At 64.4% G+C, this 25,268-nt stretch carries 19 protein-coding genes and 1 riboswitch; of the genes, 3 read left to right on the forward strand and 16 right to left on the reverse strand.

Annotated features, from left to right (window positions below; translation table 11 throughout):
• Positions 1-52: 52 nt before the first annotated feature.
• Positions 53-142: riboswitch (glycine riboswitch) on the reverse strand.
• A 370-nt stretch (positions 143-512) separates the two neighbouring features.
• A complete protein-coding gene (locus tag J1C48_RS16750; protein WP_231081869.1) occupies positions 513-2,843 on the forward strand; it encodes a methyl-accepting chemotaxis protein in 2,331 nt (776 codons plus the stop codon).
• Positions 2,844-2,906: 63 nt separating this feature from the next.
• Here the strand turns inward: J1C48_RS16750 and betC are convergent, their stop codons facing one another.
• Complete coding sequence (gene betC / locus J1C48_RS16755; RefSeq protein WP_207259153.1) at positions 2,907-4,421, reverse strand: choline-sulfatase; 1,515 nt, start codon at positions 4,419-4,421, stop codon at positions 2,907-2,909.
• Between the two features lie 243 nt (positions 4,422-4,664).
• Between betC and J1C48_RS16760 the strand changes: the two genes are divergently transcribed.
• A complete protein-coding gene (locus J1C48_RS16760) occupies positions 4,665-6,077 on the forward strand; it encodes an MATE family efflux transporter (protein WP_207259154.1) in 1,413 nt (470 codons plus the stop codon).
• A gap of 277 nt (positions 6,078-6,354) precedes the next feature.
• Here the strand turns inward: J1C48_RS16760 and J1C48_RS16765 are convergent, their stop codons facing one another.
• From J1C48_RS16765 to betB, 14 genes are all read right to left on the reverse strand, one after another.
• Positions 6,355-6,813, reverse strand: a complete 459-nt coding sequence (locus tag J1C48_RS16765) for a hypothetical protein (protein WP_207259155.1) — start codon at positions 6,811-6,813, stop codon at positions 6,355-6,357.
• A 92-nt stretch (positions 6,814-6,905) separates the two neighbouring features.
• Positions 6,906-9,527, reverse strand: a complete 2,622-nt coding sequence (gene clpB / locus J1C48_RS16770; protein ID WP_207259156.1) for an ATP-dependent chaperone ClpB — start codon at positions 9,525-9,527, stop codon at positions 6,906-6,908.
• A gap of 243 nt (positions 9,528-9,770) precedes the next feature.
• Positions 9,771-11,036 (reverse strand): beta-ketoacyl-ACP synthase II, encoded by a 1,266-nt coding sequence (gene fabF / locus J1C48_RS16775; protein ID WP_207259157.1) that lies wholly within the window; start codon positions 11,034-11,036, stop codon positions 9,771-9,773.
• Positions 11,037-11,232: 196 nt separating this feature from the next.
• On the reverse strand, positions 11,233-11,469 hold the full coding sequence (locus J1C48_RS16780; RefSeq protein WP_026358398.1) for an acyl carrier protein: 237 nt from the start codon (positions 11,467-11,469) through the stop codon (positions 11,233-11,235).
• A gap of 188 nt (positions 11,470-11,657) precedes the next feature.
• A complete protein-coding gene (fabG, locus tag J1C48_RS16785) occupies positions 11,658-12,395 on the reverse strand; it encodes a 3-oxoacyl-[acyl-carrier-protein] reductase (RefSeq protein WP_207259158.1) in 738 nt (245 codons plus the stop codon).
• A gap of 59 nt (positions 12,396-12,454) precedes the next feature.
• Positions 12,455-13,399: an ACP S-malonyltransferase gene (gene fabD, locus J1C48_RS16790; RefSeq protein WP_207259171.1), complete on the reverse strand. Its 945-nt coding sequence runs from the start codon at positions 13,397-13,399 to the stop codon at positions 12,455-12,457.
• Between the two features lie 196 nt (positions 13,400-13,595).
• The gene (locus tag J1C48_RS16795) at positions 13,596-14,489 is read right to left on the reverse strand and encodes a carbohydrate ABC transporter permease (protein ID WP_207259159.1); all 894 of its coding nucleotides are present in this window, start codon (positions 14,487-14,489) and stop codon (positions 13,596-13,598) included.
• A 10-nt stretch (positions 14,490-14,499) separates the two neighbouring features.
• Positions 14,500-15,429: a carbohydrate ABC transporter permease gene (locus J1C48_RS16800; RefSeq protein WP_207259160.1), complete on the reverse strand. Its 930-nt coding sequence runs from the start codon at positions 15,427-15,429 to the stop codon at positions 14,500-14,502.
• A gap of 164 nt (positions 15,430-15,593) precedes the next feature.
• Positions 15,594-16,916, reverse strand: coding sequence for an ABC transporter substrate-binding protein (locus J1C48_RS16805; RefSeq protein WP_207259161.1), 1,323 nt, complete (start codon positions 16,914-16,916; stop codon positions 15,594-15,596).
• A gap of 266 nt (positions 16,917-17,182) precedes the next feature.
• Positions 17,183-18,247: an ABC transporter ATP-binding protein gene (locus J1C48_RS16810; RefSeq protein ID WP_207259172.1), complete on the reverse strand. Its 1,065-nt coding sequence runs from the start codon at positions 18,245-18,247 to the stop codon at positions 17,183-17,185.
• Positions 18,248-18,530: 283 nt separating this feature from the next.
• Positions 18,531-18,689: a hypothetical protein gene (locus J1C48_RS16815; protein ID WP_207259162.1), complete on the reverse strand. Its 159-nt coding sequence runs from the start codon at positions 18,687-18,689 to the stop codon at positions 18,531-18,533.
• 163 nt (positions 18,690-18,852) lie between these two features.
• A complete protein-coding gene (locus J1C48_RS16820; protein WP_207259163.1) occupies positions 18,853-19,602 on the reverse strand; it encodes an anti-sigma factor in 750 nt (249 codons plus the stop codon).
• Positions 19,599-20,156, reverse strand: coding sequence for a sigma-70 family RNA polymerase sigma factor (locus tag J1C48_RS16825; protein ID WP_231081870.1), 558 nt, complete (start codon positions 20,154-20,156; stop codon positions 19,599-19,601). Before J1C48_RS16825 ends, J1C48_RS16820 begins: the two co-directional genes overlap by 4 nt.
• A gap of 326 nt (positions 20,157-20,482) precedes the next feature.
• Positions 20,483-21,946, reverse strand: a complete 1,464-nt coding sequence (gene betB, locus J1C48_RS16830) for a betaine-aldehyde dehydrogenase (protein ID WP_207259164.1) — start codon at positions 21,944-21,946, stop codon at positions 20,483-20,485.
• A gap of 245 nt (positions 21,947-22,191) precedes the next feature.
• Here betB and J1C48_RS16835 point away from each other — a divergent pair, with 245 nt between their 5' ends.
• On the forward strand, positions 22,192-24,087 hold the full coding sequence (locus J1C48_RS16835; protein WP_207259165.1) for a methyl-accepting chemotaxis protein: 1,896 nt from the start codon (positions 22,192-22,194) through the stop codon (positions 24,085-24,087).
• A 226-nt stretch (positions 24,088-24,313) separates the two neighbouring features.
• Here the strand turns inward: J1C48_RS16835 and J1C48_RS16840 are convergent, their stop codons facing one another.
• Positions 24,314-24,502: a hypothetical protein gene (locus tag J1C48_RS16840; RefSeq protein WP_207259166.1), complete on the reverse strand. Its 189-nt coding sequence runs from the start codon at positions 24,500-24,502 to the stop codon at positions 24,314-24,316.
• Positions 24,503-25,268: the final 766 nt, after the last annotated feature.

Here is a 25,268-nt window from a genome sequence, read left to right on the forward strand (position 1 = left end):
CGTTTTCTCCTTCGGCGGGCGACCGAATCCGGCCGCCACTCTTCGGACTTTAAACGGCGAAACGGTCCTTTTGCCTGAGAGTTTCCGGGGCGGTTGCTCCTTCGGCGCCGGCCTTGCGGCCGATCTCTCCCGTTTTCGCCATGTTGGCAGCGACTCTAGCCCGATGACCCTTGCCGGACAATAACGCCAAAGTTTCAAATTCCTGCATGGCTGCCATGCGCCCCACGAACAGCCCTCCGTCCCTTCGGCGCGATCACGCGGTCCATTCAGAGCCCGCCGAAACCCGCATCACCCGGCCGAAGCGGCGGAAGCAGGTGAAAATTTGGCAAGCGTCAATCCATCTAGCCCGCGTAAAGCTGAGACGACCAAGACGCGGGACGGCCGGTCCAGGACATGGCGGCGCGCCCGTCTGTTGGGCTGGACAAGCGCGGGAATCGCTTCCGCGTTCTGTCCTTCAAGCATGGAAGAGAGCGTTGCGCGTTAGCCCCCGGGGACGGATCATCCTCGCATCCTTGCCGGCTGCCATTCTGGCGGTCCTGTTCGGCCTTGTCGCTGAACTGGCCGGCGGCTTTGCGACCTTGGCCCCGCCACAGACGGTCGCGCCCGTCATCGCTCCCGCCGCGTCCATCGCGCTGCCGAGTGACGCCCTGGCCGAGCGCGCGAGCGGCCAGCTGGAACAGATGCGGCTGGCCGCCGTCGACTTCATCGAAGACGGCGCCAAGGCGAGTTATGATCGGTTTCAGTCCCTCGCTGGCGAACTGACCGCGCTCTCGCCGACGGAACGCGCCGTTGTCGAATCCAGCCCGGCCTTCGCGACCGCCTGGAAGAAAATCGAGACCGGCGTTGCCTCCTACAGCGCCGCGATCGATGATCTCTACGGCCTGAAACAAGGCAAGGCGAAAACCACCGCCGCCGTGGCGGAGACCGGTCCGCTTGCGGTCAACGCCATGTCCGACGTCATCACGCTGGCCTGGCGCGCCTTCGACATCGAGGCGCTCTATCACGCGACCGCGACCTTCCAATCCCTCAACGAAAGCCTTCTGTCCGCCGAGCGCTTTCTGCGCACCGGCGACGACGCCGCCTTCGACATGGCCCAGTCAAAGCTCAACGACGCGATCGGCCGGCATGCCGCGATGAGCAAGCTGATGACCGATCCGGCGCAGCTGGAGCGCGCCCGCGCGGCGCTGCAGCTGATGAAGGACTACGGTGCCAAGCTCAGCCAGACCAAGGGTTTCGTCGGCCGCATGCAAGCGCTGCGCTCCGGCCTTTTGATCGACAGCCCCCGCTTGATCGCCAAGACCATCGAGACACTGCGCCCGGCCAAGAGTGAAACCATCACAGCGACGGCCGCCCCCGCACCTGCCGCACCGGCGGCCCTTACGGCCACGCCGCGCAGCTTTGGCGGCCTGGCCCTCGGCGCCGGCCTGCTCGTCGCCTTCAGCAGCCTCCTCGGCGCGGTCATCGCCAGCCGTCAGACCACGGCGCCGCTTGCCCGTTTTGCCGCCAAACTGGAAGCCCGCGAGGATGGCGAGCCGATGGACGAGGTCCGGCGCGAGGACGAGCTTGGCGCCATCGCCCGTGCCGTCGCCGCCATCGAAAACCGCACCCGCAACGATCATGCGGCTGCCAACGCCGCCGAAGAGCTCCGCCAGTCCGGCGCACGCGAACAGATTGAGCGCGAGATGGCGGCTCTGGACGAGGAGCGGCAAAGCTTCGACGACACCCTCGAGACAGTGACGCTCGGCCTCGAACGCTTGACGGCCGGCGACCTCACGGTGCGCCTCGGCGACCACCTCGCCGCAGCGCCGGAGATCGGCAGCCGATTCGATCGGCTGGCGGAAAAGCTCGAACAGACCTTTTCTTCCCTCTCGATCGCCAATGCCTCACTGGCGACCGGTCTCGGCGAGATTTTTATCGCGACCGACGATCTCGCCCGGCGCACCGAGCAGCAGGCCGCCAATCTGGAACAGACCGTCGCCGCCCTCGGCGACGTCTCCGGCGCCGTCGAGGAGACGGCCACCGGCGCGCGTCAGGCCGAACAGGCAGCTGCCACCGCCCGCGACACCGCCGGCCAAGGCGGCTCCGTCGTCGGCAAAGCGATCACCGCCATGTCGGCGATCGAGCAGTCGTCCCACAAGATCGTCAAGATCATCGGCGTGATCGACGAGATCGCCTTTCAGACCAATCTCCTCGCCTTAAATGCCGGCGTCGAGGCGGCACGGGCCGGCGATGCCGGCCGCGGCTTCGCGGTCGTCGCCCAGGAGGTGCGCGGTCTCGCCCAGCGCTCAGCCGACGCTGCCAAGGAAATCAGGCAGCTGATCAACGATACCAACGGCCAGGTTCAGGAAGGCGTGGCGCTGGTCACCAATTCGGGCAAGTCGCTGAACGAGATCGTCAGCAAGGTCGCCGAGGTCAGCCGATTGGTCGCCGAAATTGCCAAGCGAGCCCAGGATCAGGCGGCCAATCTGCGCGAGGTGTCGAACTCGGCCGACCAGATGGACAAGACCACCCAGCAAAACGCCGCGATGGTCGAAGAGACAACGGCCGCTGCGCAAGGACTACGCGCCGAAACCGAGACGCTGGCCGTCCTGATCAGCAGCTTCGCAGCCCCCAAACGCCCCGCCAAGCCTGCTCTGCGTGCGAGCCACGACGCGCCCCGGCAGACGCCGAAGCCTGCGCCGAGCCGCGCGGTGCTCACGCCGGACGAGTCTGGCGAAGACGAGATCAGCCCGTGGCCCCCAACCGCGGCGCCACGCCGTCGCGTGCGCCCGGCTCCGGTCGTTCAACAGCGCACAGCCCATCAGCGCGCCGTGCCGGAAATCGACGGCTGGGAAGAATTCTGACGCGATCAGACTGCGGCTGGCACGCATCGACGCCCGACGCGCGTCAATTCTCCCACGATACCGTCAATCGCCGCGCGGAAAGCGCTGATTCTCCTCAACGACGTTGAGATCCATGTGGTTGCGCATGTAGCGCTCGGACGCCTTTTGCAGCGGCTGATAATCCCACGGGTAATAAGCGCCGTTGCGGAGCGCCTCATAAACCACCCAGCGCCGCGCCTGGCTCTCGCGGACTTCGACGTCGAAGCGGGCCATGTCCCATTTCGCCCGCATCTTCGCCTGAAAGCCCGCCAGGGTTTCGGCATGGGCCGGATCTGTAGCGAGATTGGTGCGCTCGTCCGGATCGGCGTCAAGATCGAAGAGCTGTGGCGGGTCGAGTTCGCAGTGATTGAACTTCCAGCGCCCCTCGCGGATCGAGACCAGCGGCGCGTAGGAGCCCTCGGCGGCATATTCCATATAGACCGGCTCCGACCGCGCCGCGCCTTCGATCATCGGCACGAGCGAATGGCCGTCGGTCCAGGGCATGATGTCGCCCATATCGATCCCGGCAAGATCTGCAAGGGTCGGCGCCATGTCGATGGTCGAGACCGGGTCGTCGACGCGGCAGGGCGCGATGCCCGGCGCGGCGATCATCAACGGCACCCGGGCCGAGCCGTCAAAGAAGCTCATCTTGAACCACAGGCCGCGCTCGCCGAGCATGTCGCCATGGTCGGAGACGAAGACGACGACGGTGTTGTCGGCCATGCGGGTTCGGTTCAACACGTCAAGGATCGAGCCGATCTTCGCGTCGAGATAAGCAAGATTGGCGAAATAGCCGCGCCGCGCCCGGCGCACATTGTCCGGCGTGATGTCGAAGCTTTTATAGTCATTAGCGAGGTAAAGCCGCTGCGAATGGGCGTCCTGCTCATCGAAGGGGATGGTGCCGACCCGCGGCTCCAGATGCTCGCAGTCCTCAAAGAGATCCCAGAACCTCCGCCGCGCAACGTAAGGATCGTGCGGATGGGTGAAGGAGACCGTCAGCGCGAAGGGCCGCGCGTCGTGGCCGCGCGAGAGGTCGTAGAGCTTCTGCTCGGCATGAAAGGCAACCTCGTCGTCATATTCCATCTGGTTGGTGATCTCGGCGATGCCGGCGCCGGTGACCGAGCCGAGATTGTGATACCACCAGTCGATCCGCTCGCCGGGCTTGCGATAGTCCGGCGTCCAGCCGAAATCGGCCGGATAGACATCGGTGGTCAGCCGCTGCTCGAAGCCGTGCAGCTGATCGGGGCCGACGAAATGCATCTTGCCCGACAGGCAGGTGGAATAGCCGGCCCGGCGCAGATGATGGGCGAAGGTCGGGATCGCCGAGGCAAACTCCGCCGCATTGTCGTAGACGCGGGTGCGCGAGGGCAGTTGTCCGGACATGAAGGCCGCCCGCCCCGGCGCGCAGAGTGGGCTAGCCGTATAGCTGTTCTTGAACCGCACCGAGCGCGCCGCCAGCGCCTTCAAATGCGGCAGACGCAGGAAGTCGGCCGGCCCGTCCGGAAACAACGTCCCGTTGGCCTGATCGACCATGATGATGAGAAAGTTCGGACGGGCCATGCGACGCCTTTTGCTCTGGGGTCGAAAGCCGGATCGGCCGATCCCTCACACCCGATGTAACGCCCGAAGGATCGATGCCGCAATGGTCGCGTTTGCAGGAGACTGCGCCCGCGATTTCCTGACGCTCGCCCTTGGCGCGTCCCGGTCAGCGGGCGACGGGCCTCATATCCGCACGCGGGTGCAAATCGCGGCTGCTCCTTCGCCCCGCATGCTGTAAAGCCTATCCGAAAGGAAGCAGGCGTGATGGATCAGGACAACCGGGAAACGGGCAACGGCGCGGCAGCGGCCACGGTGCCGACGCCTCCTCAAGGCTGGGCCAGCCATGCCGGCTCCACCGTCGCGCTGGCGCTGCCGCTGATCGGCGCGCAGCTGGCACAGGTCACGATGAACGTCACCGACACGGTGATGGTCGGCTGGCTGGGTCCCGGCCCCCTCGCGGCTGCGGTCCTGGCGACGCAAAGCTTTTTCCTTCTGTTCATTTTCGGCAGCGGCTTCGCCCAAGCGGCCTTGCCGCTCGCGGCCAATGCCGAGGGCCGAGACGATCCGCGCGGCGTTCGCCGCTCGATCCGCATGACCCTTTGGGTGCTTTTGCTTTACGGCGCGCTGGTGCTCTTGCCGCTCTCCCATCTCGAAACGATTCTGCTCGCCTTCGATCAGGCGCCGCGAACCGCCCATCTCGCGGGCGCCTATATGCGGGTCGGACAGTGGTCGATCTTTCCGGCGCTCCTGGTGATGGGGATGCGCTCCTATCTGACGGTGATCGGCCGGGCCTATCTGATGCTCGCGGTGATCGTCATCGGCACGCTCGCCAATGGCTTGTTGAATTACGTCTTCATATTCGGGCATTTCGGCGCGCCGGCGCTCGGCATCGTCGGCTCGGCGTTGGCGACCGTTCTCGCCAACGGGCTGATGGCGGCCTTGGTCGTCCTTTACACCGCACTCGCGCCAAGCCTTGCCCGCTACGAGCTTTATGCCCGCGCATGGCGGGCCGACTGGCCGGCCTTCGCGGAGGTGCTGCGGCTCGGTTGGCCGATCGGTGCGACGATCATCGCCGAGGTCGGCCTCTTCGCCACATCGTCGATCATGATGGGCTGGCTTGGCACAATCCCGCTCGCCGCCCACGGCATTGCCCTGCAGATTGCCTCGATCTCCTTCATGGTCCCGCTGGGTTTGGCGAGCGCGGCGACGGTGCGGGTCGGCGTCGCCCATGGGCGCGGCGACCGGATCGCCCTCGGCCGCGCCGGCACCATGGCGGTTATGTTGTCCGGTGCGATCGCGATCGGCGCCGCCGGCCTGTTCTGGCTGTTTCCCGAGCGGCTGATCGGCTTTTATCTCGACCGCGCCAATCCGGCCTCGGCCCAGGTGCTCGCGACAGCGGTGCCGCTGCTTCTCGTCGCGGCGATGTTCCAGGTGGCCGACGCGCTGCAGGCCGTCGCCTCAGGGGTTCTGCGCGGCATGAAGGACACCCGCGTTCCGATGATCATCGCGCTGATCAGCTATTGGGCCGTCGGCATGCCCGTCGCCTATCTCCTCGCCTTCGTCGCAGGAATCGGCGGCCCGGGAATCTGGGCCGGCCTCGCCGCCGGTCTCGCCACCGCCGCCATCATGCTGAACTGGCGCTATCTGAGGCGGGAGCGCTACGGATTGGTGGGCTGAAAGCCGGCCCGCATCCATCCCAAAGCGAGATCGGCCTCTCAGACTGGCGCCTTCAAGCCCGATTGTCTTCGTGAAAATGGAGAAGAGCCGAATATTCGCAACCCACGCCTTTGGGTTGAACGCGAATCCCAGCCATCAGCCGCCAGATCCGAAACGGATCGGAGAAGGTCAATTCGACCGCGATCGAGCTGATCGCGGTCGCCGCATCCGGTGACGGATCGATTTCGATCTGTCGCTCCGATAGGGCAACTCTGATCTCGCGCTACGTCAAAAATCATCAGGCTTCCCTCTTCAATAAAGCGGCGTCGCGCTCTTGGACGGCCAGCGCACAAATCCAGACCCGCATTCGCCCTCGCACTGACTCGCGTGGCAACTCCACCAACTTTTGGCCAGACCGCGTGGCAATCGCCTCGCCGACCTCGGTCGAATCGGCCTGCAAAATGCTTTGATCGATAATGACCTCTTCGGGACCACCGATCATCATGATTCCAACGACGGCTTCCTGCGGGTCCATCACCAAGAGCTTGTAACATATTTGCATCATTGCCTTCGTCGCGACCGCAAGGATCTGATTGATCGAGACTCGACGCCAACACTCCAAGCCGTTCGTTCTCGGATGCGGAGAAACATCCAGATCATTCCAGCAAGAATCGCATTCAGAGCGCGGTTGAAAATCGAACAAATCGCAAACATAAATTTTGGCGGAGCGATCAATGGCCGGCCAAGACGCTGCCATGCGTAACGCAACGCGACCGACGACCACACGGCAAAACGGCGCGGCCCTTTGCGGAACCACGCCGTTGCCATTCGCCTGAAAGCGTCTTCGTTTTAAGCCGCGACGCGGTCGCCGTCGGCGCCGGCCTTGGAGCCGACGACGTGGAAGATCAGCCGGTCGGTGCCGCCCGAAATCTTCACCGTCGCCTCGTCCTTGACCTCGCCCATCAGGATCTTCTCGGCGAGCGGATCCTGCACCTCGCGCTGGATGACGCGCTTCAAGGGCCGCGCGCCGTAAGCGGGATCGTAGCCCTTCTGCGCCAGCCACTCGCGGCCGGTCGCATCGAGCTCCAGATGGATCTTGCGATCGGCGAGCAGCTTTTCCAGCCGCTCCATCTGGATGTCGACGATGGCGCCCATTTCCGAGCGATGCAGCCGGTGGAACAGGATCACCTCATCGACCCGGTTGAGGAATTCCGGCCTAAACGACGCTTTGACCACTTCCATCACCTGCTCGCGGGCCGATTCCGCATCCTCGTCGTCGCCGAGCCGGGTGAGGAACTCGGCGCCGAGATTGGAGGTCATGATGATCAGCGTGTTGCGGAAGTCGACCGTCCGCCCCTGCCCATCCGTCAGCCGCCCGTCATCGAGCACCTGCAGAAGGACGTTGAAGACATCCGGATGCGCCTTTTCGATCTCGTCGAACAGGATCACCTGATAGGGCCGGCGCCGCACCGCCTCGGTCAGCGCGCCGCCTTCCTCGTAGCCGACATAGCCCGGAGGCGCACCGATCAGCCGGGCGACCGAGTGCTTCTCCATATACTCCGACATGTCGAGCCGCACCATCGCCGCCTCGTCGTCGAACAGGAACCGCGCCAACGCTTTGGTCAGCTCGGTCTTGCCGACGCCCGTCGGGCCGAGGAAGATGAATGAGCCGATCGGCCGGTTGGGATCCTGCAACCCCGCCCTCGCCCGGCGCACCGCCTTCGACACGGCCTGCACCGCCTCGCCCTGGCCGACGACCCGCTTCTGCAGCGAGTCTTCCATGCGCAGCAGCTTGTCGCGCTCGCCTTCCAGCATGCGGTCGACCGGAATGCCGGTCCAGCGCGAGACGACCTGGGCGACGTGATCGGCGGTGACGGTTTCTTCGACCATCGTGCCGGACTTCGCCCCGTCATTCGCCTCGGCCTCCTGCAGCGCGGCCTCGAGCTTCGGGATCTCGCCATAGGCGAGCTCGCCGGCCCGCTGGAATTCGCCGCGCCGCTGGGCGATGGCGAGTTCGTTGCGGGCTTCGTCGAGCTGACGCTTCAGTTCGGCGGCCTGACCGAGCTTCGACTTCTCCGCCTGCCAAGCCTGGGTGATCCGATCGGATTCCTCCTCCAGATTCGCCAATTCGCCTTCCAGGCGCTCGAGCCGGTCCTTCGACGCCTCGTCGGTCTCCTTCTTCAGTGCCTCACGCTCGATCTTCAGCTGCATGATCCGCCGGTCGATCTCGTCCAGCTCTTCCGGCTTGGAATCGACCTGCATACGCAGCCGCGCCGCGCCTTCGTCGACCAGATCGATGGCCTTATCGGGCAGGAAGCGGTCGGTGATGTAGCGGTTCGACAGCTGCGCCGCCGCGACCAGCGCGGAATCAGAGATCCGCACCTGGTGATGCTGCTCGTACTTCTCCTTCAGGCCGCGCAGAATGGAGATCGTGTCCTCCACCGTCGGCTCGGAGATAAAGACCGGCTGGAACCGCCGGGCAAGCGCCGGATCCTTCTCGACATGCTTGCGATACTCGTCGAGAGTGGTCGCGCCGACGCAGTGCAGCTCACCGCGCGCCAGCGCCGGCTTCAACAGGTTGGACGCATCCATCGCCCCGTCCGCCTTGCCGGCGCCGACGAGAGTGTGCATCTCGTCGATGAACAGGATGACATTGCCCGCCGCCGCCGTCACTTCCGAAAGCACCGCCTTCAGCCGTTCCTCGAACTCACCGCGATATTTCGCTCCGGCAATCAGCGCGCCCATATCGAGCGCCATCAGCTGCTTGTCGCGCAGGCTCTCCGGCACATCGCCATTGACGATGCGCAACGCCAAACCCTCGGCGATCGCCGTCTTGCCGACGCCGGGCTCGCCGATCAGCACCGGATTGTTCTTGGTGCGGCGCGACAGGACCTGGATCGTCCGGCGGATCTCGTCGTCGCGGCCGATCACCGGGTCGAGCTTGCCCTCGCGGGCAGCCGCCGTCAGATCACGGGCGTATTTCTTCAACGCGTCATAGCCGCTCTCGGCCGAGGCCGTGTCAGCGGTGCGGCCCTTGCGCAGCTCGTTGATCGCCTCGTTCAGGCCGGTCGGCGTCACGCCCGCCTTTTTGAGGATATCGGCGGTCTTGGCGCTCTTTTCGATGGCGAGCGCCAAGAGCAGCCGCTCGACCGAGACATAGCTGTCACCGGCTTTCTTGGCGATATCCTCGGCGGTGGCAAAGACCTTGGCGAGAGGCTGAGCGAGATAGAGCTGACCCGCCCCGCCGGAGACTTTCGGCATCGCCTTCAGCGCCGCCTCGACGCCAAGGCGCACATCCTTGGGGTCGCCGCCGGCCTTCTCGATGAGACCGCTGGCGAGCCCTTCCTCATCGTCGATCAGCACCTTCAAAAGATGCTCGGGGGAAAACTGCTGATGATCGGCGGACATCGCCGCCGTCTGCGCCGCCTGGATGAAACCACGGACGCGCTCGGTATATTTTTCCAGATTCATGGCATTCTCCTATCCGCGCCGCGCCCTGTGTGAAGGCGCACGACACTTGTCCTGGAGTCCGGCTCCCGCATTCGGCGAGCCGCCCAATCGAAATATGGGACGGGCGCCAAGCCGGCAAAAGAGGTCACCCGAAAATATTGTTGCAAAAATGTTACGCCGCCTCGCGACCCTCCGCGACAACGAAAAAGGGCAAATGATCGACCGATCATCCGCCCTTTCCAACAGTCCTTGCGAAATGAAAAATCAGCCGACGTAGCGCCGCATCACCAGCGAAGCGTTGGTGCCGCCGAAGCCGAAGGAGTTCGACAGCACCAAATCTATCTGCTTGTCTTTTTTCTTGTGCGGCACGAGATCGATCGCCGTTTCGACCGAGGGATTGTCGAGATTAAGCGTCGGCGGTGCAACATTGTCGCGAATCGCCAGCACCGAGAAAATCGCCTCAACGGAACCTGCGGCACCCAGCAGATGGCCGATCGCCGACTTGGTCGAGGACATGGTGATCTTGCCCGCGTCGGCGCCCGCGAGCCGCTCGAAGGCGCGCAGCTCGATCTCGTCGCCCATCGGCGTCGAGGTGCCATGGGCGTTGACGTAGTCGAGGTCGCCCGCCGCAATCCCGGCGCGCTTCAACGCGGCCGTCATGCAGCGGAAGGCGCCGTCGCCGTCCTCGGCCGGAGCGGTGATGTGATAGGCATCGCCCGACAGGCCATAGCCGATCACCTCGGCATAGATCCGCGCGCCCCGCGCTTTGGCGTGTTCGAGTTCCTCGAGCACCACGACACCGGCGCCTTCGCCCATGACAAAGCCGTCGCGATCGCGATCATAGGGCCGCGAGCCGCGCGTGGCGTCATCGTTGAAGTGGGTCGAAAGCGCCTTGCAGGCGGAGAAGCCCGCCATCGACAGTCGACAGACCGGCGATTCCGCGCCGCCGGCGACCATCACGTCGGCATCGCCGAGCGCGATCAGCCGGCTGGCGTCGCCGATCGCATGCGCACCGGTCGAGCAGGCGGTCACCACCGAGTGGTTCGGGCCCTTCAAGCCGTTGCGGATCGACACATGGCCGGAGGCGAGATTGATCAGGCTGCCCGGAATGAAGAAGGGCGAGACCCGCCGCGGCCCACGTTCGGCGAGGATCAGCGAGGTTTTCTCGATGCCCTGCAGACCACCAATGCCGGAGCCGATCAGGACGCCGGTGGTAATCTGGTCCTCATAGCTTTCAGGATGCCAGTCGGCATCGTCGAGCGCCTCGGCCGCGGCAGCGACAGCGTAGACGATGAAATCGTCGACCTTGCGCTGCTCCTTCGGCTCCATCCACTGGTCGGGATTGAAGGTGCCATCGTGGCCGTCACCGCGCGGAATCTGACAGGCGATCTGGCACGGCAGATCGGAAACCTCGAAGTTTTCGATCTTCGCCGCGCCGCTTTCACCGGCCAAAAGCCGCTTCCAAGTGACCGAAGCACCAGCGCCCAGCGGCGTCACCATGCCGACGCCGGTTATGACTACTCGTCTCATATCCGCTCTATGTGCCCGCCCGTCGAGCTACCCTTCATGAATTGAGTCCGGTGTCCGGCTCACTGCGGACAATCGTCCGAGCGAAGCCGACATCTGAGATCATTCACCAGGATCGATCAGACCCATGGCCTAGCCCGGCATCGCCGGAAGGTCGGGGGCAAGCGCGCCGCGTTTGCCCCGTCGGACCACGGAACGATCAGGCCTGGTTCTTCTCGATGAACTTGACGGCGTCGCCGACGGTCAGGATCGTCTCGGCCGCGTCGTCCGGAATCTCGACCCCGAACTCTTCTTCAAACGCCATGACGAGCTCGACAGTGTCGAGGCTGTCAGCGCCGAGATCGTCGATGAAACTCGCGTTCTCGGTGACTTTTTCCTGCTCGACGCCAAGATGTTCGACGACGATCTTCTTCACTCGCTCGGCGGTATCGCTCATTGTCATTCCTCTGCTGTGATGGCGTTTGTCGTCTCGTTAGACGTGAGACGGGGGTTTATCAAGCGGCGCAAGCCGTTTTGCGGACGGGATCCTCGGTTGAACCCCAAGATTTGCAACGGGCGGCTGGTTAGCATCTCCGCACGCCCGCGCCAATAGCGCCGATCGGAGCGCGTTCCGTCGCCAGCTCTTCAGATCATGGCCATGCCGCCATTGACGTGGATCGTCTGGCCGGTGATGTAGCCCGCCTCCTTAGAAGCAAGGAACACGGCAGCCGCGGCGATGTCGGCGACCTCGCCCATCCGCTTCATGGGAATCGTGTTCAAGATCGTGCCCTTCTGCTTCTCGTTCAGCTTATCCGTCATAGCGCTGGAAATGAAGCCGGGGGCGATGCAGTTCACGGTGACACCACGGGTGGCGATTTCCTGCGCGAGCGACTTGGAAAAGCCGACCATGCCCGCCTTGGCCGCGCAGTAGTTCGCTTGGCCGGGATTGCCGATCGCACCGACCACCGAGGTGATGTTGATGATTCGACCGAAGCGCTGGCGCATCATCGGATGGGTCAGCTCCCGGGTGAGCCGGAACGCCGCCGTCAGATCGATTTCCAGAACATTGTCCCAGTCCGCATCGGACATGCGGACCATCAGGCCGTCCTTGGTGATGCCGGCATTGTTGACGAGGATGTCGACACCGCCGAGCGCCTCGGCGGCTCGTTCAGCCAGGCCGGTCTGATCATCGCGCGAGGACAGGTTCGCCGGCAGCACCACCGCCCGATCGCCGAGTTTGGCGGCAAGCTCCTGAAGCTTTTCCTCCCGAGTGCCATGCAGCCCGACATTCGCCCCCCGGGCGTGCAGCGCGGCGGCGATCGCCTCGCCGATCCCGCCGGTGGCGCCGGTGATCAAGGCTCTCTGGCCGGTCAAGTCGAACATGTCTGGTTTCCTCGAATGGGTTTCGGGAGGCTTCGGGCGCACCGATCGCTTTAAAGAACTCAGCCTTTGCGACGGGCCGCCACAAAGGCTTGGATCATCTCGGCAGTGCCGAGCGACTGAGCGGCAAGACGCTTGTCGATGCGCTTGGCAAGACCGCTCAGCACCTTGCCGCTGCCGATCTCAACAATGTCGGTGATCCCCGCGCCGGCGAAATATTCCATACTCTCACGCCAGCGCACCTCGCCGGTGACCTGGCGCACCAGCCGGTCGCGGATCTCGGCCGGATCCTGCGTCGGCGTCGCGGTGACATTGGATAGGACCGGCACGACGGGCGCGGCGATCGCCGCGTCCTTCAGCGCCTCGGCCATGCGCTTGGCCGCCGGCGCCATCAAGCTGCAATGGAACGGTGCGGAGACGGTCAACGGGATCGCCCGCTTGGCGCCGAGTTCCGGCGCCAGCGCCACCGCCCGGGCGACGGCTTCAGCCGTGCCGGAAATAACGATTTGACCGCCACCATTGTCGTTGGCCGGCGCCAGCACGTCGCCTTCGGCGGCGCGCACGCAGAGATCGGCAACGGTCGGCGCGTCGAGACCGAGGATCGCGGCCATGCCGCCCTGGCCGGCCGGGACCGCCGCCTGCATGGCCTCGCCGCGCAGCCGCAACAGCCGCGCCGTCTCGGCAAGGCCGAGAGCACCGGCAGCGGCAAGCGCCGAATATTCGCCGAGGGAATGACCGGCGACGAAGGCCGCCTCGCGAACCGAAAAGCCCTCCGCTTCCAGCGCCCGCACGGCGGCCATCGAGACCGCCATCAGCGCCGGCTGGGCGTTCTGGGTCAACGTCAGCTCATTCTCCGGTCCATCGAAGATCAGCGCCGAGAGCTTTTCGCCCAACGCCGCGTCGACTTCGTCGAAAACCGCTTTGCTGGCGGGATAGGCGTCGGCGAGAGAGCGGCCCATTCCCACAGCTTGGCTGCCTTGGCCGGGAAAGACCAGCGCCATCGTCATCGTCATCACTCCGTCGAAGTCATCGCAATTTCCGGGTGGCGTGGGGAATGAGGTCAGATGACGACGCTGTCAAGCATGTCTTTGTCTAGAAAAGCATCAAGTCGCGCAGGAAAGCAGCGATAATCGTCGATCCTCCGCGCCGTTGATCTGTCGGCAATGCTGCTCCGACAGCCGTTGCGGCACCCATCAGACGGGCTCACTCCTTCACCGCGCCGGTCATCGACGAGACGTAATAGTCGACGAAGAAGGAATAGAGGATCACCACCGGCAGCGAGCCGAACAGCGCGCCGGCCATCAGCGCCCCCCATTCGTAGATGTCGCCGCGTACCAGCTCGGTCAGAACGCCGACCGGCACGGTCTTCATCTCCGGCGTCGAGATGAAGGTCAAAGCGTAGATAAACTCGTTCCAAGACAAGGTGAAGGCAAAGGTGCCGGCCGAGATCAGCCCCGGCACGGCAAGCGGCAGGACGACCTTGGTGAGGATCTGCCAGCGGCTCGCCCCGTCGACCAGCGCCGATTCCTCCAATTCGAAGGGGATCGTCCGGAAATAGCCCATCAAGAGCCAGGTGCAGAACGGAATGAGGAAGGTCGGATAGGTCAGGATCAGCGCCAGCCGTGTGTCGAAAATGCCGAGCTGGAAGACGATATAGGCCAGCGGAATGAACAGGATCGAGGGCGGTACCAGATAGGCGAGGAAGATCGCCATGCCGACGAAGCGTGCCCCGGTGAAGCGGATCCGTTCGATCGCGTAGGCGGCAAAGACCGAGGAAAACAGCGACAGCGCCGTCGCCGAGAAGGCGATCAGCATCGTGTTCCACAGCCACTGCGGATAGGTGGTCTGGAAGAACAGATACTTGATGTGTTCCAGCGTCGGTCCGACCACCCAGAACGGCGAATAGTCCTTGTAGTCGGTCAGTTGATGGTTGGGTTTGATCGCCGTGATCGCCATCCAGTAGAACGGAAACAGGAGGACGAAGATAAAGACGAGGAGCGGCAGCCAGACGGCGACGATCCGCCTTGGGATCGAGGTGAATTGCGACATTCCCTCGACGTCGTCGTGAACCTCCTGATGAGTTGCGACCTTGGTCATCTCGGCCCCCTCAATCCGAACCCTGCTGCCACTTGCGACGCTGCAGCCCGAAGAACGAGAACAGGATCGCGGCGAGCAGGAAGGGGATCATCGCGACGGAGATCGCCGCCCCCTCGCCGAGCGCGCCGCCAGGGATCGCGCGCTGATAGGACAGCGTGGCCATCAGATGGGTGGCGTTCACCGGCCCGCCGCGGGTCAGCACCCAGATCAGCTGAAAATCGGTGAAGGTGAACAGCACCGAAAAGGTCATCACCACCGCGATGATCGGGGTCAAAAGCGGAAAGGTGATTTTGGAAAAGCGCTGCCAGGACGTCGCCCCGTCGATCGCCGCCGCCTCGTTCAGCGAGGCCGGTATGGTCTGCAGGCCGGCGAGCAGTGAGATCGCGACAAAGGGAATGCCGCGCCAGACATTGGCGGCGATCACTGACCAGCGGGCGTTCCAGGGATCGCCGAGGAAGTTGATCGGGTGGTCGATCCAGCCCCACTGCATCAGGACGTAGGAGATGATCGAAAACTGCGAGTCGTAGATCCACCAGAAGGCGATCGCCGACAGCACCGTCGGCACCACCCATGGGAGCAGGATGATCGCCCGAAACAGCGATTTCATCGGCAAGCGCTCATTGAGGATCAACGCCAACCAGAGCCCGAGGCCGAACTTCACCACCGAGGCGACAACCGTGTAGAGGATGGTGTTGAACACCGCGAGCCAGAACACCGGATCGTCGGACAGCCATTCGTAGTTCTCAAAACCCACCCATTCACCGCTCTGGCCGATGGTGGTGTCGGTAAAGCCGAGCCAGATGCCGAGGGCGAGCGGGTAGGTCAGAAAGCATAAGAGAAACACGGCGGCCGGCAGCATGAAGACCAGCCCGAGGCCATTGCGGCTCTCGAAAAAGCGCTGCCAGGCCGGGGGGCGCGGCCGTATCGCGGTCTCGGACATCGACGGAAAGCTCCGGCATCGTGACTGAAAGCAGCGGCGAAGGGCGGTAGCGAGAGGATCCGCGGCATCGACGCTGGCTTGCGGCGCGCCGGCGATTCGAACCGGCGCGTCGCGGACGGGGGCGAGAAGCGGCACCGGCCGAGCGGGGCCGCCGTTTCACCCCGTCAGGTGCGGTAGGCGCGCTTGGCCCGTCGCGCGGCGTTGGCGATCGCCCGCTCGGTCGAGGCCTGCCCCGTCACCGCGGCGGCGAACATGTCGACGAGCACATAGTCGGCCATCACCTTCGCCGAAGCGGGCCCGAGCGGACCGGAATAACCGTTCGGCGTCAGACTCTCCGAGGCCTTGGCGTATGGCGCGAGGATCGGGTTCGACGTCCAGATCGGGTTCTTGGCAAAATCCTTCAGCGACTGACAGCAATAGCCGCTCGCCGCCTCGAGCCACTTGTTCATGTTGTCGGCTTCGAACATGTGGGCGAGATAGGCCATCGCCGCCTTGGGATATTGGCAGTGTTTGAAGATCGACAGGGTCGTCGTCTGCGCCAGTTCCATCGGCCGGCCGACCGGCCCGACCGGCAGATTGACGGTGCCGATGTCGTTGGCGATCGCCTTCATCGTCGGATCATTGGCGGCGGCATAGTAGAGCGACACGCCGTTGGCCGTCAGCGATACCTGACCGGCGAGGAAGGCGCGATTGTTGTTGATGTCGAGCCAGCTCTCGGTGCCCGGAATGAAGGTCTCGTAGGCCTTCTTCGCCCATTCCACCGCCTTCTTGGTCTCCGGGCTGTCGAGGACGACTTCGCCCTTGTCGTCGACCACCTTGCCGCCTTCGCTCCAAAGCAGCCAGTGGGCCCAGTTATTGCCGTCGCCGACGGCATGGCCAAAAGCGAAGCCGGCGGGCGTTCCCTGTTTCTTCAGCGCCTCAAGCAAATCGAGAAATCCGGCCTTGTCGGCCGGAAATTCCTTGAAGCCGGCCTTTTCGACATGGCTTTTGCGATAGCAGATGGCGTTGCCGATCGTGCAAAGCGGCAGGTCGATGAAGCTGTCGCCCTGCTTGGCATAGCCAAGCAGGCCATCATACCAGCCGCCATAGGCCTTTCCGAGGGCGTTGCCGAGTTCCGTTACGTCGACCAGCTTGTCCGGATACTGGAACGGATCGTCGAACCAGCTCATCACCATGTCCGGCCCGGAGCCGATGGAGGCGGCGACGGCGGCCTTGGGACGCACGTCCTCCCAGCTTTCCTCATCGACGCGAACCTCGATGCCGGTCTTCTTGGTGAAGTCCTGGGTGATGGCGTTCCAAGCCTCGCCCTCGGCCTTGACGAAGGGAACCCAGCGCAACAGGCGCAGCGAAGCTCCCTTTTCCGGCGTGAAGGTCGGCAAGGCCGCCTCTTGGGCAAAGGCCGAAGGACTGCCGAGGATGCCGCCGAGCGCAGCGCCAGCGGCCAGTCCCGCCGTGCCTTGCAAGACGGTTCTGCGATTGATGGTCATGAAAGATCTCCTCCACATTTTTGTTTGCGGGTTTCCTCCACCGGGCGAACTCCTCCAGCAGCTCCCGCGGCCGCCGTCGCCCTCCTGCACCCTTGAGGGCTTGTGCCGATGCTCGAAACGAGCCGGACCATGCCCCACCGTCTTGCGGCCTTGCGCCGCATCGAAAGAGACTCCCACCTCTTTCGGATCAGCCCCGGCGCGCACCGCCCGAGGATCTCGCCACCACGCTTCGCGTCCGCTCATTGAAACGCGTTGTGCGTCCGTCGTCAGGCCGACAGCCGGACCCCGGACCTTGCATCGAAAACATGTACCGCCGTTGGATCGAAGGCGACGTTCAGTGCTTCACCCGGTCGCGCGGCGATCCGCTCGCGAAACACGCCGGTCAGCTCGCTCGCGCCAAGTCTGGCGACGACATGAGTCTCCGAACCGGTCGGTTCGACGACCGTGACGCTCAGCGGCACCTCACCCCCGAGATGGATGGCCTCCGGTCTCACACCATAGATGAGCTCCTGCCCCGGCTCGGCCTTCACCGGCTTGGCCACCGGCAACCGCGCGCCATCGCCGGTCACGAAGGTGCCGCGGTCGGCCGGATCGAGGCTGCCGGTCAGAAAATTCATCGCCGGCGAGCCGATGAAGCCGGCGACGAACAGATTGTTCGGCTGATCGTAAAGCTCCAGCGGCCGGCCCACCTGCTCGACGATGCCGTCATGCATGACGACGATCTTGTCGGCCATGGTCATCGCTTCGATCTGATCGTGAGTGACGTAGACGGTCGTCGTCTTCAGCCGCTGATGCAGATTCTTCATTTCGCTGCGCATCGAGACGCGCAGCTTGGCGTCCAGGTTCGAGAGCGGTTCGTCGAACAGAAACACCTGCGGTTCGCGCACGATCGCCCGGCCCATGGCGACACGCTGACGCTGGCCGCCGGAGAGCTGGCGCGGATACCGATCCAGGAGATGCGACAGGCCGAGAATCTCTGCCGCCGGCTTCACACGCTCGGCAATTTCGACCTTTTTCACGCCCTTCAGCTTCAGCGAGAACCCCATATTCTCGGCGACGGTGATGTGCGGATAGAGCGCGTAGTTCTGGAACACCATGGCGATGTCGCGTTCTTTCGGCGGCAAGGCATTCACCACCCGGTCGCCGATCCAGATCTCGCCGGCGGTGACGTGTTCGAGCCCCGCCAGCATGCGCAAAAGCGTCGACTTGCCGCAGCCGGACGGGCCGACCAGCACCACGAACTCGCCCTCCTCGATCCCGACCGAGATCCCGTGCAGCACCTCCACAGCCCCAAATGCCTTGCGGACGTCCCTGAACGTCACCGACGCCATCAGCCCCCCCAACGTATTCTTTGTCCGCATAGTGTCCGCTTCATCGAGCGAGCGCAACTATGCCGATGCAATGATGATGGGAGATGGGCGTTGATCTGCGAACCGATCGGGCGGCGGCCGGCCATCGCCTGCCGCGGCTGAACCGAACGAAAGAGCGAGTTCTCAATGTATACGCAAGTCGCTCTTAGTCGCCAGGATGGAGCGGCGCGCGCCGCGGCTTCGCCGGAATCGACGGCGAGGAAACGCGGCATCACCGTAACCGAACCGATCGGTTGGCAGCGCTCTATTCGGGCCGGATCAGGACAGTGATGGCAAAGAAAACGAAGCCGACAACGGCGAGTTTCCAGAAATCGCTCCGCTGCCTCAGTCCGGGCAGACCGAGCGGCCGCACGAGATGCGCGACCATCATGACGATGAGAAGAAGCGAAAACAATTTGCTCATGGCCCGCAGGGCCTACAGCATCGCCTTGGCAAACGGTATCGGTTTTTTGCGAAACCTTCGGCCGGCGGCCTGCGGCCCGCGGCGTTGGACGGTCTGCGCCCCTTCCAACGCACGGGGCGCCTGCGGCCGTCACGCCGGCCGGCAGCCGGCGTCGGGGCTTTCGTTACAGGTTGAGCAGCGCGCCCGAGGCGACCACCGGACCGGTCGGCTTGCCAGTCGGCGACCCGCCCGGCGGCTCCAGCGAAACGGCGAGCGCCGAGTCTTTTTCCCCGACGGTCGTCACCGGCATGCGCATGTGGCTTGGTTTCGATACATTCAGCAGCCCGAGCGAGAGGGGGGCGGCGCCGTTCGGCGGCACCATCCACAATTCCGGCACCTTGCCGCCATCGGCCGCATGGGCCACCGGGATCAGGGTCGCGGCGTTTTCCTCGCGGTTGTAGACCACGGTAAACAGCGGCTGGCCCTGCGGATCGACGAGCGTCCCGGCGAGCACCACGCCGGCGCCTTTGGTCGCGACGCCGCCAAGACCACCGGCGGTCACGATCAGCGCGGCGAGACTGGCGGCGGCAAGCCCCATGCCGCCGAGGCCGATCCATTGCCAGATGCCGGAAACCCGACGCCCCGCGCGCTCGCCCTTGCGGCGAACCGACTGCACACCATCATGGCCAAGGCGTCGCATCCGGCGAAGCTCATTGGCGATCCGAGGCCAGACTGATGCCGGAGGCGGTTCGTCGGAAATCTGGTCATACAGCGGAGCGAACCGCGTCGTCCAAGCGTCGATCTCGTTTGAAAGAGCCGGCTCACGCTCGGCACGGCGCTCGACAGAACGGCGCTCGGCGCAGTCGAGGACGCCGAGCACATATTCGGCAGCCAGGTCGGCCTCTTCCCCATCAGGTCCGCGAACATCGCTCATTGCGACAGACATCCCTTGAGCTTGATCAGCCCCCGTCTGATCCGGCTTTTGATCGTCCCGAGTGGAACGCTGAGGCGCTCCGCCAAGGCTTCGTAGGTCAAACCGCCATAAAAGGCGGCCAAAATCGACGCCTGCGTCCGCTCGTCGAGCTCGCGCAGACAGGTTGCCAAACGCCGGCCGTCGTCCCCCTGCGCCAGACGCGCGAACGCGTCTGGGCTGGAATCGGCAACATCCTCGGCCTCGTTCATTGGCCGATCGCCGCCGCGCCGTCCGATCTGACGCAGACGATCGATCGAACGGTTGCGGGCGATGGTGGCGAGCCAGGTAATCGGGCTGGCACGATCGGCATCGAATCGGTCGGCGCGCCGCCAGACGGACAGATAGACGTCCTGCAAGACATCCTCCGCTTCCTCGCGGTCATGCAATATACGAAGGCAAATCCCGAAAAGCTTCGCCGAGGTTCTCTCATAGAGATCCCCCAGCGCATCCTCGTCGCCGCCCGACAGGCGGTCCATGATCGCCACGAGCGCCAGACGCCCCTCATCCGCCTGCAACGAGGCTCCTCCCTCAGTCCACTCGGCGTGGGATGACCGACGCCGAAACGCCCCTCTCCCGTGGCCATCACGCGACACTGGGGCTGCGCATATCCGCAAAGCCCCTCCTCACCGCGACGCCAACCGTCACGTTTAAAAGCTCACTGTAAGGGCAACAATGTCGCAGCCCAAAAGTCAACGCCCTGGCGCCCGCCAAGACGGCTCGGCCTCGCGGCAGCGACATCACGGCATCGCCAGCACGGCCAAAAACCGCACGGCGAAACGACACACCGCCACACGCAACGGCATGCCGTCGACGGGCGACCAAACTCCAGACGGTACGCCCGTCAATAGGGCGCATCCTCCGGGCCGGTCGCGACATAGACCGACTTGACCTGGCTGTAATGCTCCAGCGCCTCGCGGCCGTTCTCGCGGCCGATGCCCGAGCGCTTCACCCCACCGAACGGCATTTCGACCGGCGTCAGATTATAGGCGTTGACCCAGACCGTGCCGGCCTCGACCCGCGCGGCCAGACGATGGGCGCGCGATAGATCGCGGGTATAGATGCCAGCGGCCAGCCCGAATTCGGTGGCGTTGGCCCTTGCGATCACCTCCTCCTCGCCGTCGAACTCCATCACGCACATCACCGGCCCAAAAATCTCCTCCCGCGCGATCGTCATCGTATCGACGACGTCGGTAAAAACCGTCGGCTCGACGAACCAGCCGTCCTCGAAACCGGTCACGGTCGCCGGGCCGCCGCCGCAGGCCAGCGTCGCGCCCTCCTCCTGGCCGACCCGCATATAGGCCAGCACCTTGTCGTACTGGGCCTTGGAGACGAGCGGGCCAAGATGGGTCTCGGAATCGAGCGGATTGCCGAGTCGAATCGCCGCGGCCCGCCGGCAGAGCTTGTCGATAAAGGCGGCGCGCACGCTGCGCTCGACAAAGACCCGGGTGCCGTTGGAGCAGATCTGGCCGGTCGAATAGAAATTGCCGAGGATTGCGCCGGAAACCGCCGCATCGAGATCGGCATCGGCAAAGACCAGAATCGGCGACTTGCCGCCAAGTTCGAGGGTCACGTGTTTGGTGGTCGTGGAGGCCGTGCCCATCACCTTCGCCCCGGTGCCGACCGAACCGGTCACCGACACTTTGGCGATCGCCGGATGCGACGACAGCGCCGCGCCGAGCGGACCCTTGCCCTGCAAAACGTTGAAGGCACCCGCCGGCAGTCCGGCTTCGGTGTAGATCTCGGCAAGCTTCAGCGCCGAGAGCGGCGTGACGTCCGACGGCTTGAAGATCATCGCATTGCCGCAGGCGAGCGCCGGCGCGCTTTTCCACGCCGCAATCTGGATCGGATAATTCCAGGCGCCGATCCCGGCGCAGATCCCCAGCGGCTCCCACCGTGTGTAGGCAAAGCCGTTCGGCAGATCGATATGGGCGCCGCGCCGATCAGCGGCGAGCGCGGCAAAATATTCGAGCGCGTCGGCACCGGAGGCGGCATCGGCGACGCGCGTTTCCTGGATCGCCTTGCCGGTATCAAGGGTCTCGAGCTGGCTGAGTTCCTCGTTGCGCTCGCGCATCAGCTCAGCCGCCCGGCGCAACACGCGCGAGCGCTCCGCACCCGAGATCGCCGCCCATTGCTCCTGGCCGCGCTTCGCCGCCGCGACCGCCCGCTCGATCAGCGCCGGGGTTGCGACATGCAAGCTGGCCAGCACCTCGCCGGTTGCCGGATAGACGCTCTCGAACGCGTCGCCGGTTTCGTCCTCGACATAGGCGCCGTCAAGATAGTGGGAGGCTGGCGGTTGGGCTCGCATAAAGAGACTCCTCGCTGAATTCGTCGCACCCGACATAGCGCCCGATGGCCGGCTCTACCACCACCAGAAGTCAGCTATTCTTACTTTAAGGAAATATAAGTCTCTGAAATGCATGACGTTCGATAACCTTGATTTAACTCGCGTCGTTATACATCGGCAAATGTCAACAGCATAAAAAATTTGATTCACCGTCTCCCAACAGCCCCGTGGATCAACTGCGTGGCTTTATCATCCCGGAAAGAGCCATGTCCTTCGCCAACTTTAAGATCTCGACGAAGCTCGCGATCGCATTCGCGGTCATTATCCTCGTCTCGACGATTTCGAGCCTGTTCGTCTATCGAAGCCTCGACCGCATTAGCCGCGCCGCTGACGCCAACTCCCATTCGCAAGATGTGAGCAATTTCGCCAGCGACATGCTGGATGGGATGATCGATCAACAGTCATCGCTGCGCGGATATTTGGCTCGCGGCAAGGACCGCTACGTCGATGAATATAATGCTGCCAAACAGCGCTTCATCAAAGCCGCAAACAAGTTCAGAGAGGCGACGCTGCTTGATGACCAGCGCGCCGCCGTTGATCAGGTCGTCGCCGACGTCCAGAACTGGCAGACCAATTCAGCCGAACGGCAGATCGAATTCGCCCGAAATCCCGCGACCCGGGAGCAAGCGATCGCTCTCGGCGGCTCGATCACCCTCGACACCCCCCGCGCCCTGATTGACAAGATCCAGGATCGACAGGCTGCAATCATCGCCGAGCGCACGCAAAACCGCCTCGATGCCGATGCCAATGCCCGCACGATCATGATCATTGGTGGCATCCTCGCCGCCTCCGCCGCCGTTGGGTTTGGCCTCGTGCTGCTGCGCTCGATCGCGACCCCGGTGCGGGCGATGACCGACGCGATGGTACGCTTGGCCAAGGGCGACAAGTCGGTCGAGGTGCCCGCCATGGGCCGCGGCGACGAGATCGGCTCGATGGCCAACGCCGTTTTGCGCTTCAAAGAAGCCGCGGTCGAACAGGAGCGCCTGGAAGCAGAAGCCACCGCGAACCGCCGCGAACAGGAAAGCCTGCGCACCCGCCAGGCCGAGATCGACAACGCCAAGGCCGAGGATCTGCGCAGCTTCGTGCACATGGTCGATGCCGGCTTCGCAGCCCTCTCCGAGGGCGATCTGACGGTGCGGATGGACACGCCCGTTGCGGCGGAATTCGAGCCGATCCGCGCGCGCTTCAATGACAGCGTCGAGAAGCTCGAAGAGGCTGTTGGTTCGGTCGTCGCCGGCATCGGTGCGATCAACACCGGTCTTGCGGAGATTCGCACCGCGTCGACGGATCTGGCGCAGCGCACCGAGCAGCAGGCCGCATCCCTAGAAGAGACTGTCGCCGCGCTCGGCGAAGTGGCGGCCGGCGTCAACCAGACCGCCGAGGGCGCGGGCGAGGCGCGCAACACAGCCGAAAAGGCCGGCCAAAACGCCCAGCGCGGCGGCAAGGTGGTTGCCGATGCCGTCGCTGCGATGGCGGAGATCGAAAAGTCCTCCGAGCAGATCAACCAGATCATCTCGGTGATCGACGAAATCGCCTTCCAGACCAACCTCCTCGCCCTCAATGCCGGCGTCGAGGCCGCGCGAGCCGGCGAGGCGGGCAAGGGCTTTGCAGTCGTTGCCCAGGAAGTACGGGCGCTCGCCCAGCGCTCGGCGGAGGCGGCGAAAGAAATTAAGGGCTTGATTTCGACCTCATCCGATCAGGTCGGCAACGGCGTCGATTTGGTGCGGGCTTCGGGCCGGGCCCTCGAAGAGATCGTCGCCCAGGTCACCGATATGGGGCAGGTGATCGCGCAGATCGCCGCCAGCACCAAGCAGCAGTCGGTTGGCCTGCAGGAAGTTTCGACCGCCGCCGACAACATGGACAAGGTGACCCAGACCAACGCGGCGATGGTCGAGCAGACCACCGCGGCCGCGCGCACCATGTCGGACGAGACAGAAGCGCTGGCCAAGCGGGTCGCGATGTTCCGCACCCGCGCCTCCAAGCAGCAGACGTCTGCCGCGCCAAAGACGGGCCGCGCCGCCGGTCCGGTGGTGCAGATGCGCCAGACCGGCAACACCCAGACGAAGGCTCGGGCCGAGGCGGAGAGCTGGGCGGAGTTCTGATCGGCTGACCGGTCCGGCCATCGCCGGCTCGGCGCGCATCACGACCAATCGCCTCGCCAAGGGCGTCGGACTTGATTGTCCGGCGCCCTTTTTGTGTCCGCAACGGCTGAGTATCAAGGCATCGGCCATCTGGCCTGCCGGTCGGGCAACGCAAGAGGCCCGAAGCGCGGCCTTTGAATTTGAACGGCCACCCGTCTGTCCTGCACCTCCACCGCCGGCGCGGGGATCAAAACCGCCGGGCCGGGCCGGCACAAGCGGCAATCAACGAAAGAGCAGTCACGATGATCACGAGAATGGACATCGAATAGCCGATCAAGGCCACCCGGGACAGCCGTCCGGTGATCGGCACCGTCCAAGGCGCGATCATCGCCGCGACCGGGGACGCGCTGCGGTTCCACGCGATCGGCTCCAGCATCGGCCCGAAAATTGGAATCGATTTTCGGCAAGGCACGATGCGTCGATTCAAAGGGTTGGAGCGACCTTTCCGCGTCCGATGGGACGCAGGGCGCTCTATAGCATTGTCGACGACATCCCGCGCGAGCAGGCCGCGACCGCCTTTTTGACCGTGAGCGACAAGCCGGCCACCAGCCCGTGCAGGGCAAGGCGCGCGGTGGGTCGATCGTGGCGGAAGGCCGCGCGATCAAGGATCGGCTCTGGCCCTCAAAAACCCGGCGTGACGGGGCGGACGAGATTGCCGGCGCGATAGTGTTTCACGGCCATGGCGGCGCGGTCGCGGTCGGCTGCGGCGGTGCGGACGGCCGATCGCACATCCGGCGGGCACCGAGGATGTCGCATGGCGCGAAGCCGCCCCCATGTCCGACCTTGCATCCGCATCAGACTGAGATCGACGGCACTCGCCGCCGTTACTGGCTTTCAGCATATCCCTTGAACGGCGCCCCTTGAACGCCGAAGGGCCGCCCTTGCGGACGGCCCTTCAGTTTGGGGTCTCTCTGCGGCCGGGTCGGGCCCGGCTCTGCCCTTAGCGGAACAGCGACAGCGACGGCACTCGCCGCCGTTACTGGCTTTCAGCATATCCCTTGAACGGCGCCCCTTGAACGCCGAAGGGCCGCCCTTGCGGACGGCCCTTCAGTTTGGGGTCTCTCTGCGGCCGGGTCGGGCCCGGCTCTGCCCTTAGCGGAACAGCGACAGCAGCGACTGGCTCGAAGAGTTGGCGATCGACA

It is taken from the genome of Jiella flava, assembly GCF_017349315.1.
GTDB lineage: Bacteria > Pseudomonadota > Alphaproteobacteria > Rhizobiales > Rhizobiaceae > Jiella > Jiella flava.

Bases quoted from the DNA above. Each gene is read 5' to 3' on its own strand.
- betC (WP_207259153.1), bottom strand. From the start codon at position 4,421: ATGGCCCGTCCGAACTTTCTCATCATCATGGTCGATCAGGCCAACGGG.
- J1C48_RS16760 (WP_207259154.1), top strand. From the start codon at position 4,665: ATGGATCAGGACAACCGGGAAACGGGCAACGGCGCGGCAGCGGCCACG.
- J1C48_RS16765 (WP_207259155.1), bottom strand. From the start codon at position 6,813: ATGGCAGCGTCTTGGCCGGCCATTGATCGCTCCGCCAAAATTTATGTT.
- clpB (WP_207259156.1), bottom strand. From the start codon at position 9,527: ATGAATCTGGAAAAATATACCGAGCGCGTCCGTGGTTTCATCCAGGCG.
- fabF (WP_207259157.1), bottom strand. From the start codon at position 11,036: ATGAGACGAGTAGTCATAACCGGCGTCGGCATGGTGACGCCGCTGGGC.
- J1C48_RS16780 (WP_026358398.1), bottom strand. From the start codon at position 11,469: ATGAGCGATACCGCCGAGCGAGTGAAGAAGATCGTCGTCGAACATCTT.
- fabG (WP_207259158.1), bottom strand. From the start codon at position 12,395: ATGTTCGACTTGACCGGCCAGAGAGCCTTGATCACCGGCGCCACCGGC.
- fabD (WP_207259171.1), bottom strand. From the start codon at position 13,399: ATGACGATGGCGCTGGTCTTTCCCGGCCAAGGCAGCCAAGCTGTGGGA.
- J1C48_RS16795 (WP_207259159.1), bottom strand. From the start codon at position 14,489: ATGACCAAGGTCGCAACTCATCAGGAGGTTCACGACGACGTCGAGGGA.
- J1C48_RS16800 (WP_207259160.1), bottom strand. From the start codon at position 15,429: ATGTCCGAGACCGCGATACGGCCGCGCCCCCCGGCCTGGCAGCGCTTT.
- J1C48_RS16805 (WP_207259161.1), bottom strand. From the start codon at position 16,916: ATGACCATCAATCGCAGAACCGTCTTGCAAGGCACGGCGGGACTGGCC.
- J1C48_RS16810 (WP_207259172.1), bottom strand. From the start codon at position 18,247: ATGGCGTCGGTGACGTTCAGGGACGTCCGCAAGGCATTTGGGGCTGTG.
- J1C48_RS16815 (WP_207259162.1), bottom strand. From the start codon at position 18,689: ATGAGCAAATTGTTTTCGCTTCTTCTCATCGTCATGATGGTCGCGCAT.
- J1C48_RS16820 (WP_207259163.1), bottom strand. From the start codon at position 19,602: ATGAGCGATGTTCGCGGACCTGATGGGGAAGAGGCCGACCTGGCTGCC.
- betB (WP_207259164.1), bottom strand. From the start codon at position 21,946: ATGCGAGCCCAACCGCCAGCCTCCCACTATCTTGACGGCGCCTATGTC.
- J1C48_RS16835 (WP_207259165.1), top strand. From the start codon at position 22,192: ATGTCCTTCGCCAACTTTAAGATCTCGACGAAGCTCGCGATCGCATTC.
- J1C48_RS16840 (WP_207259166.1), bottom strand. From the start codon at position 24,502: ATGCTGGAGCCGATCGCGTGGAACCGCAGCGCGTCCCCGGTCGCGGCG.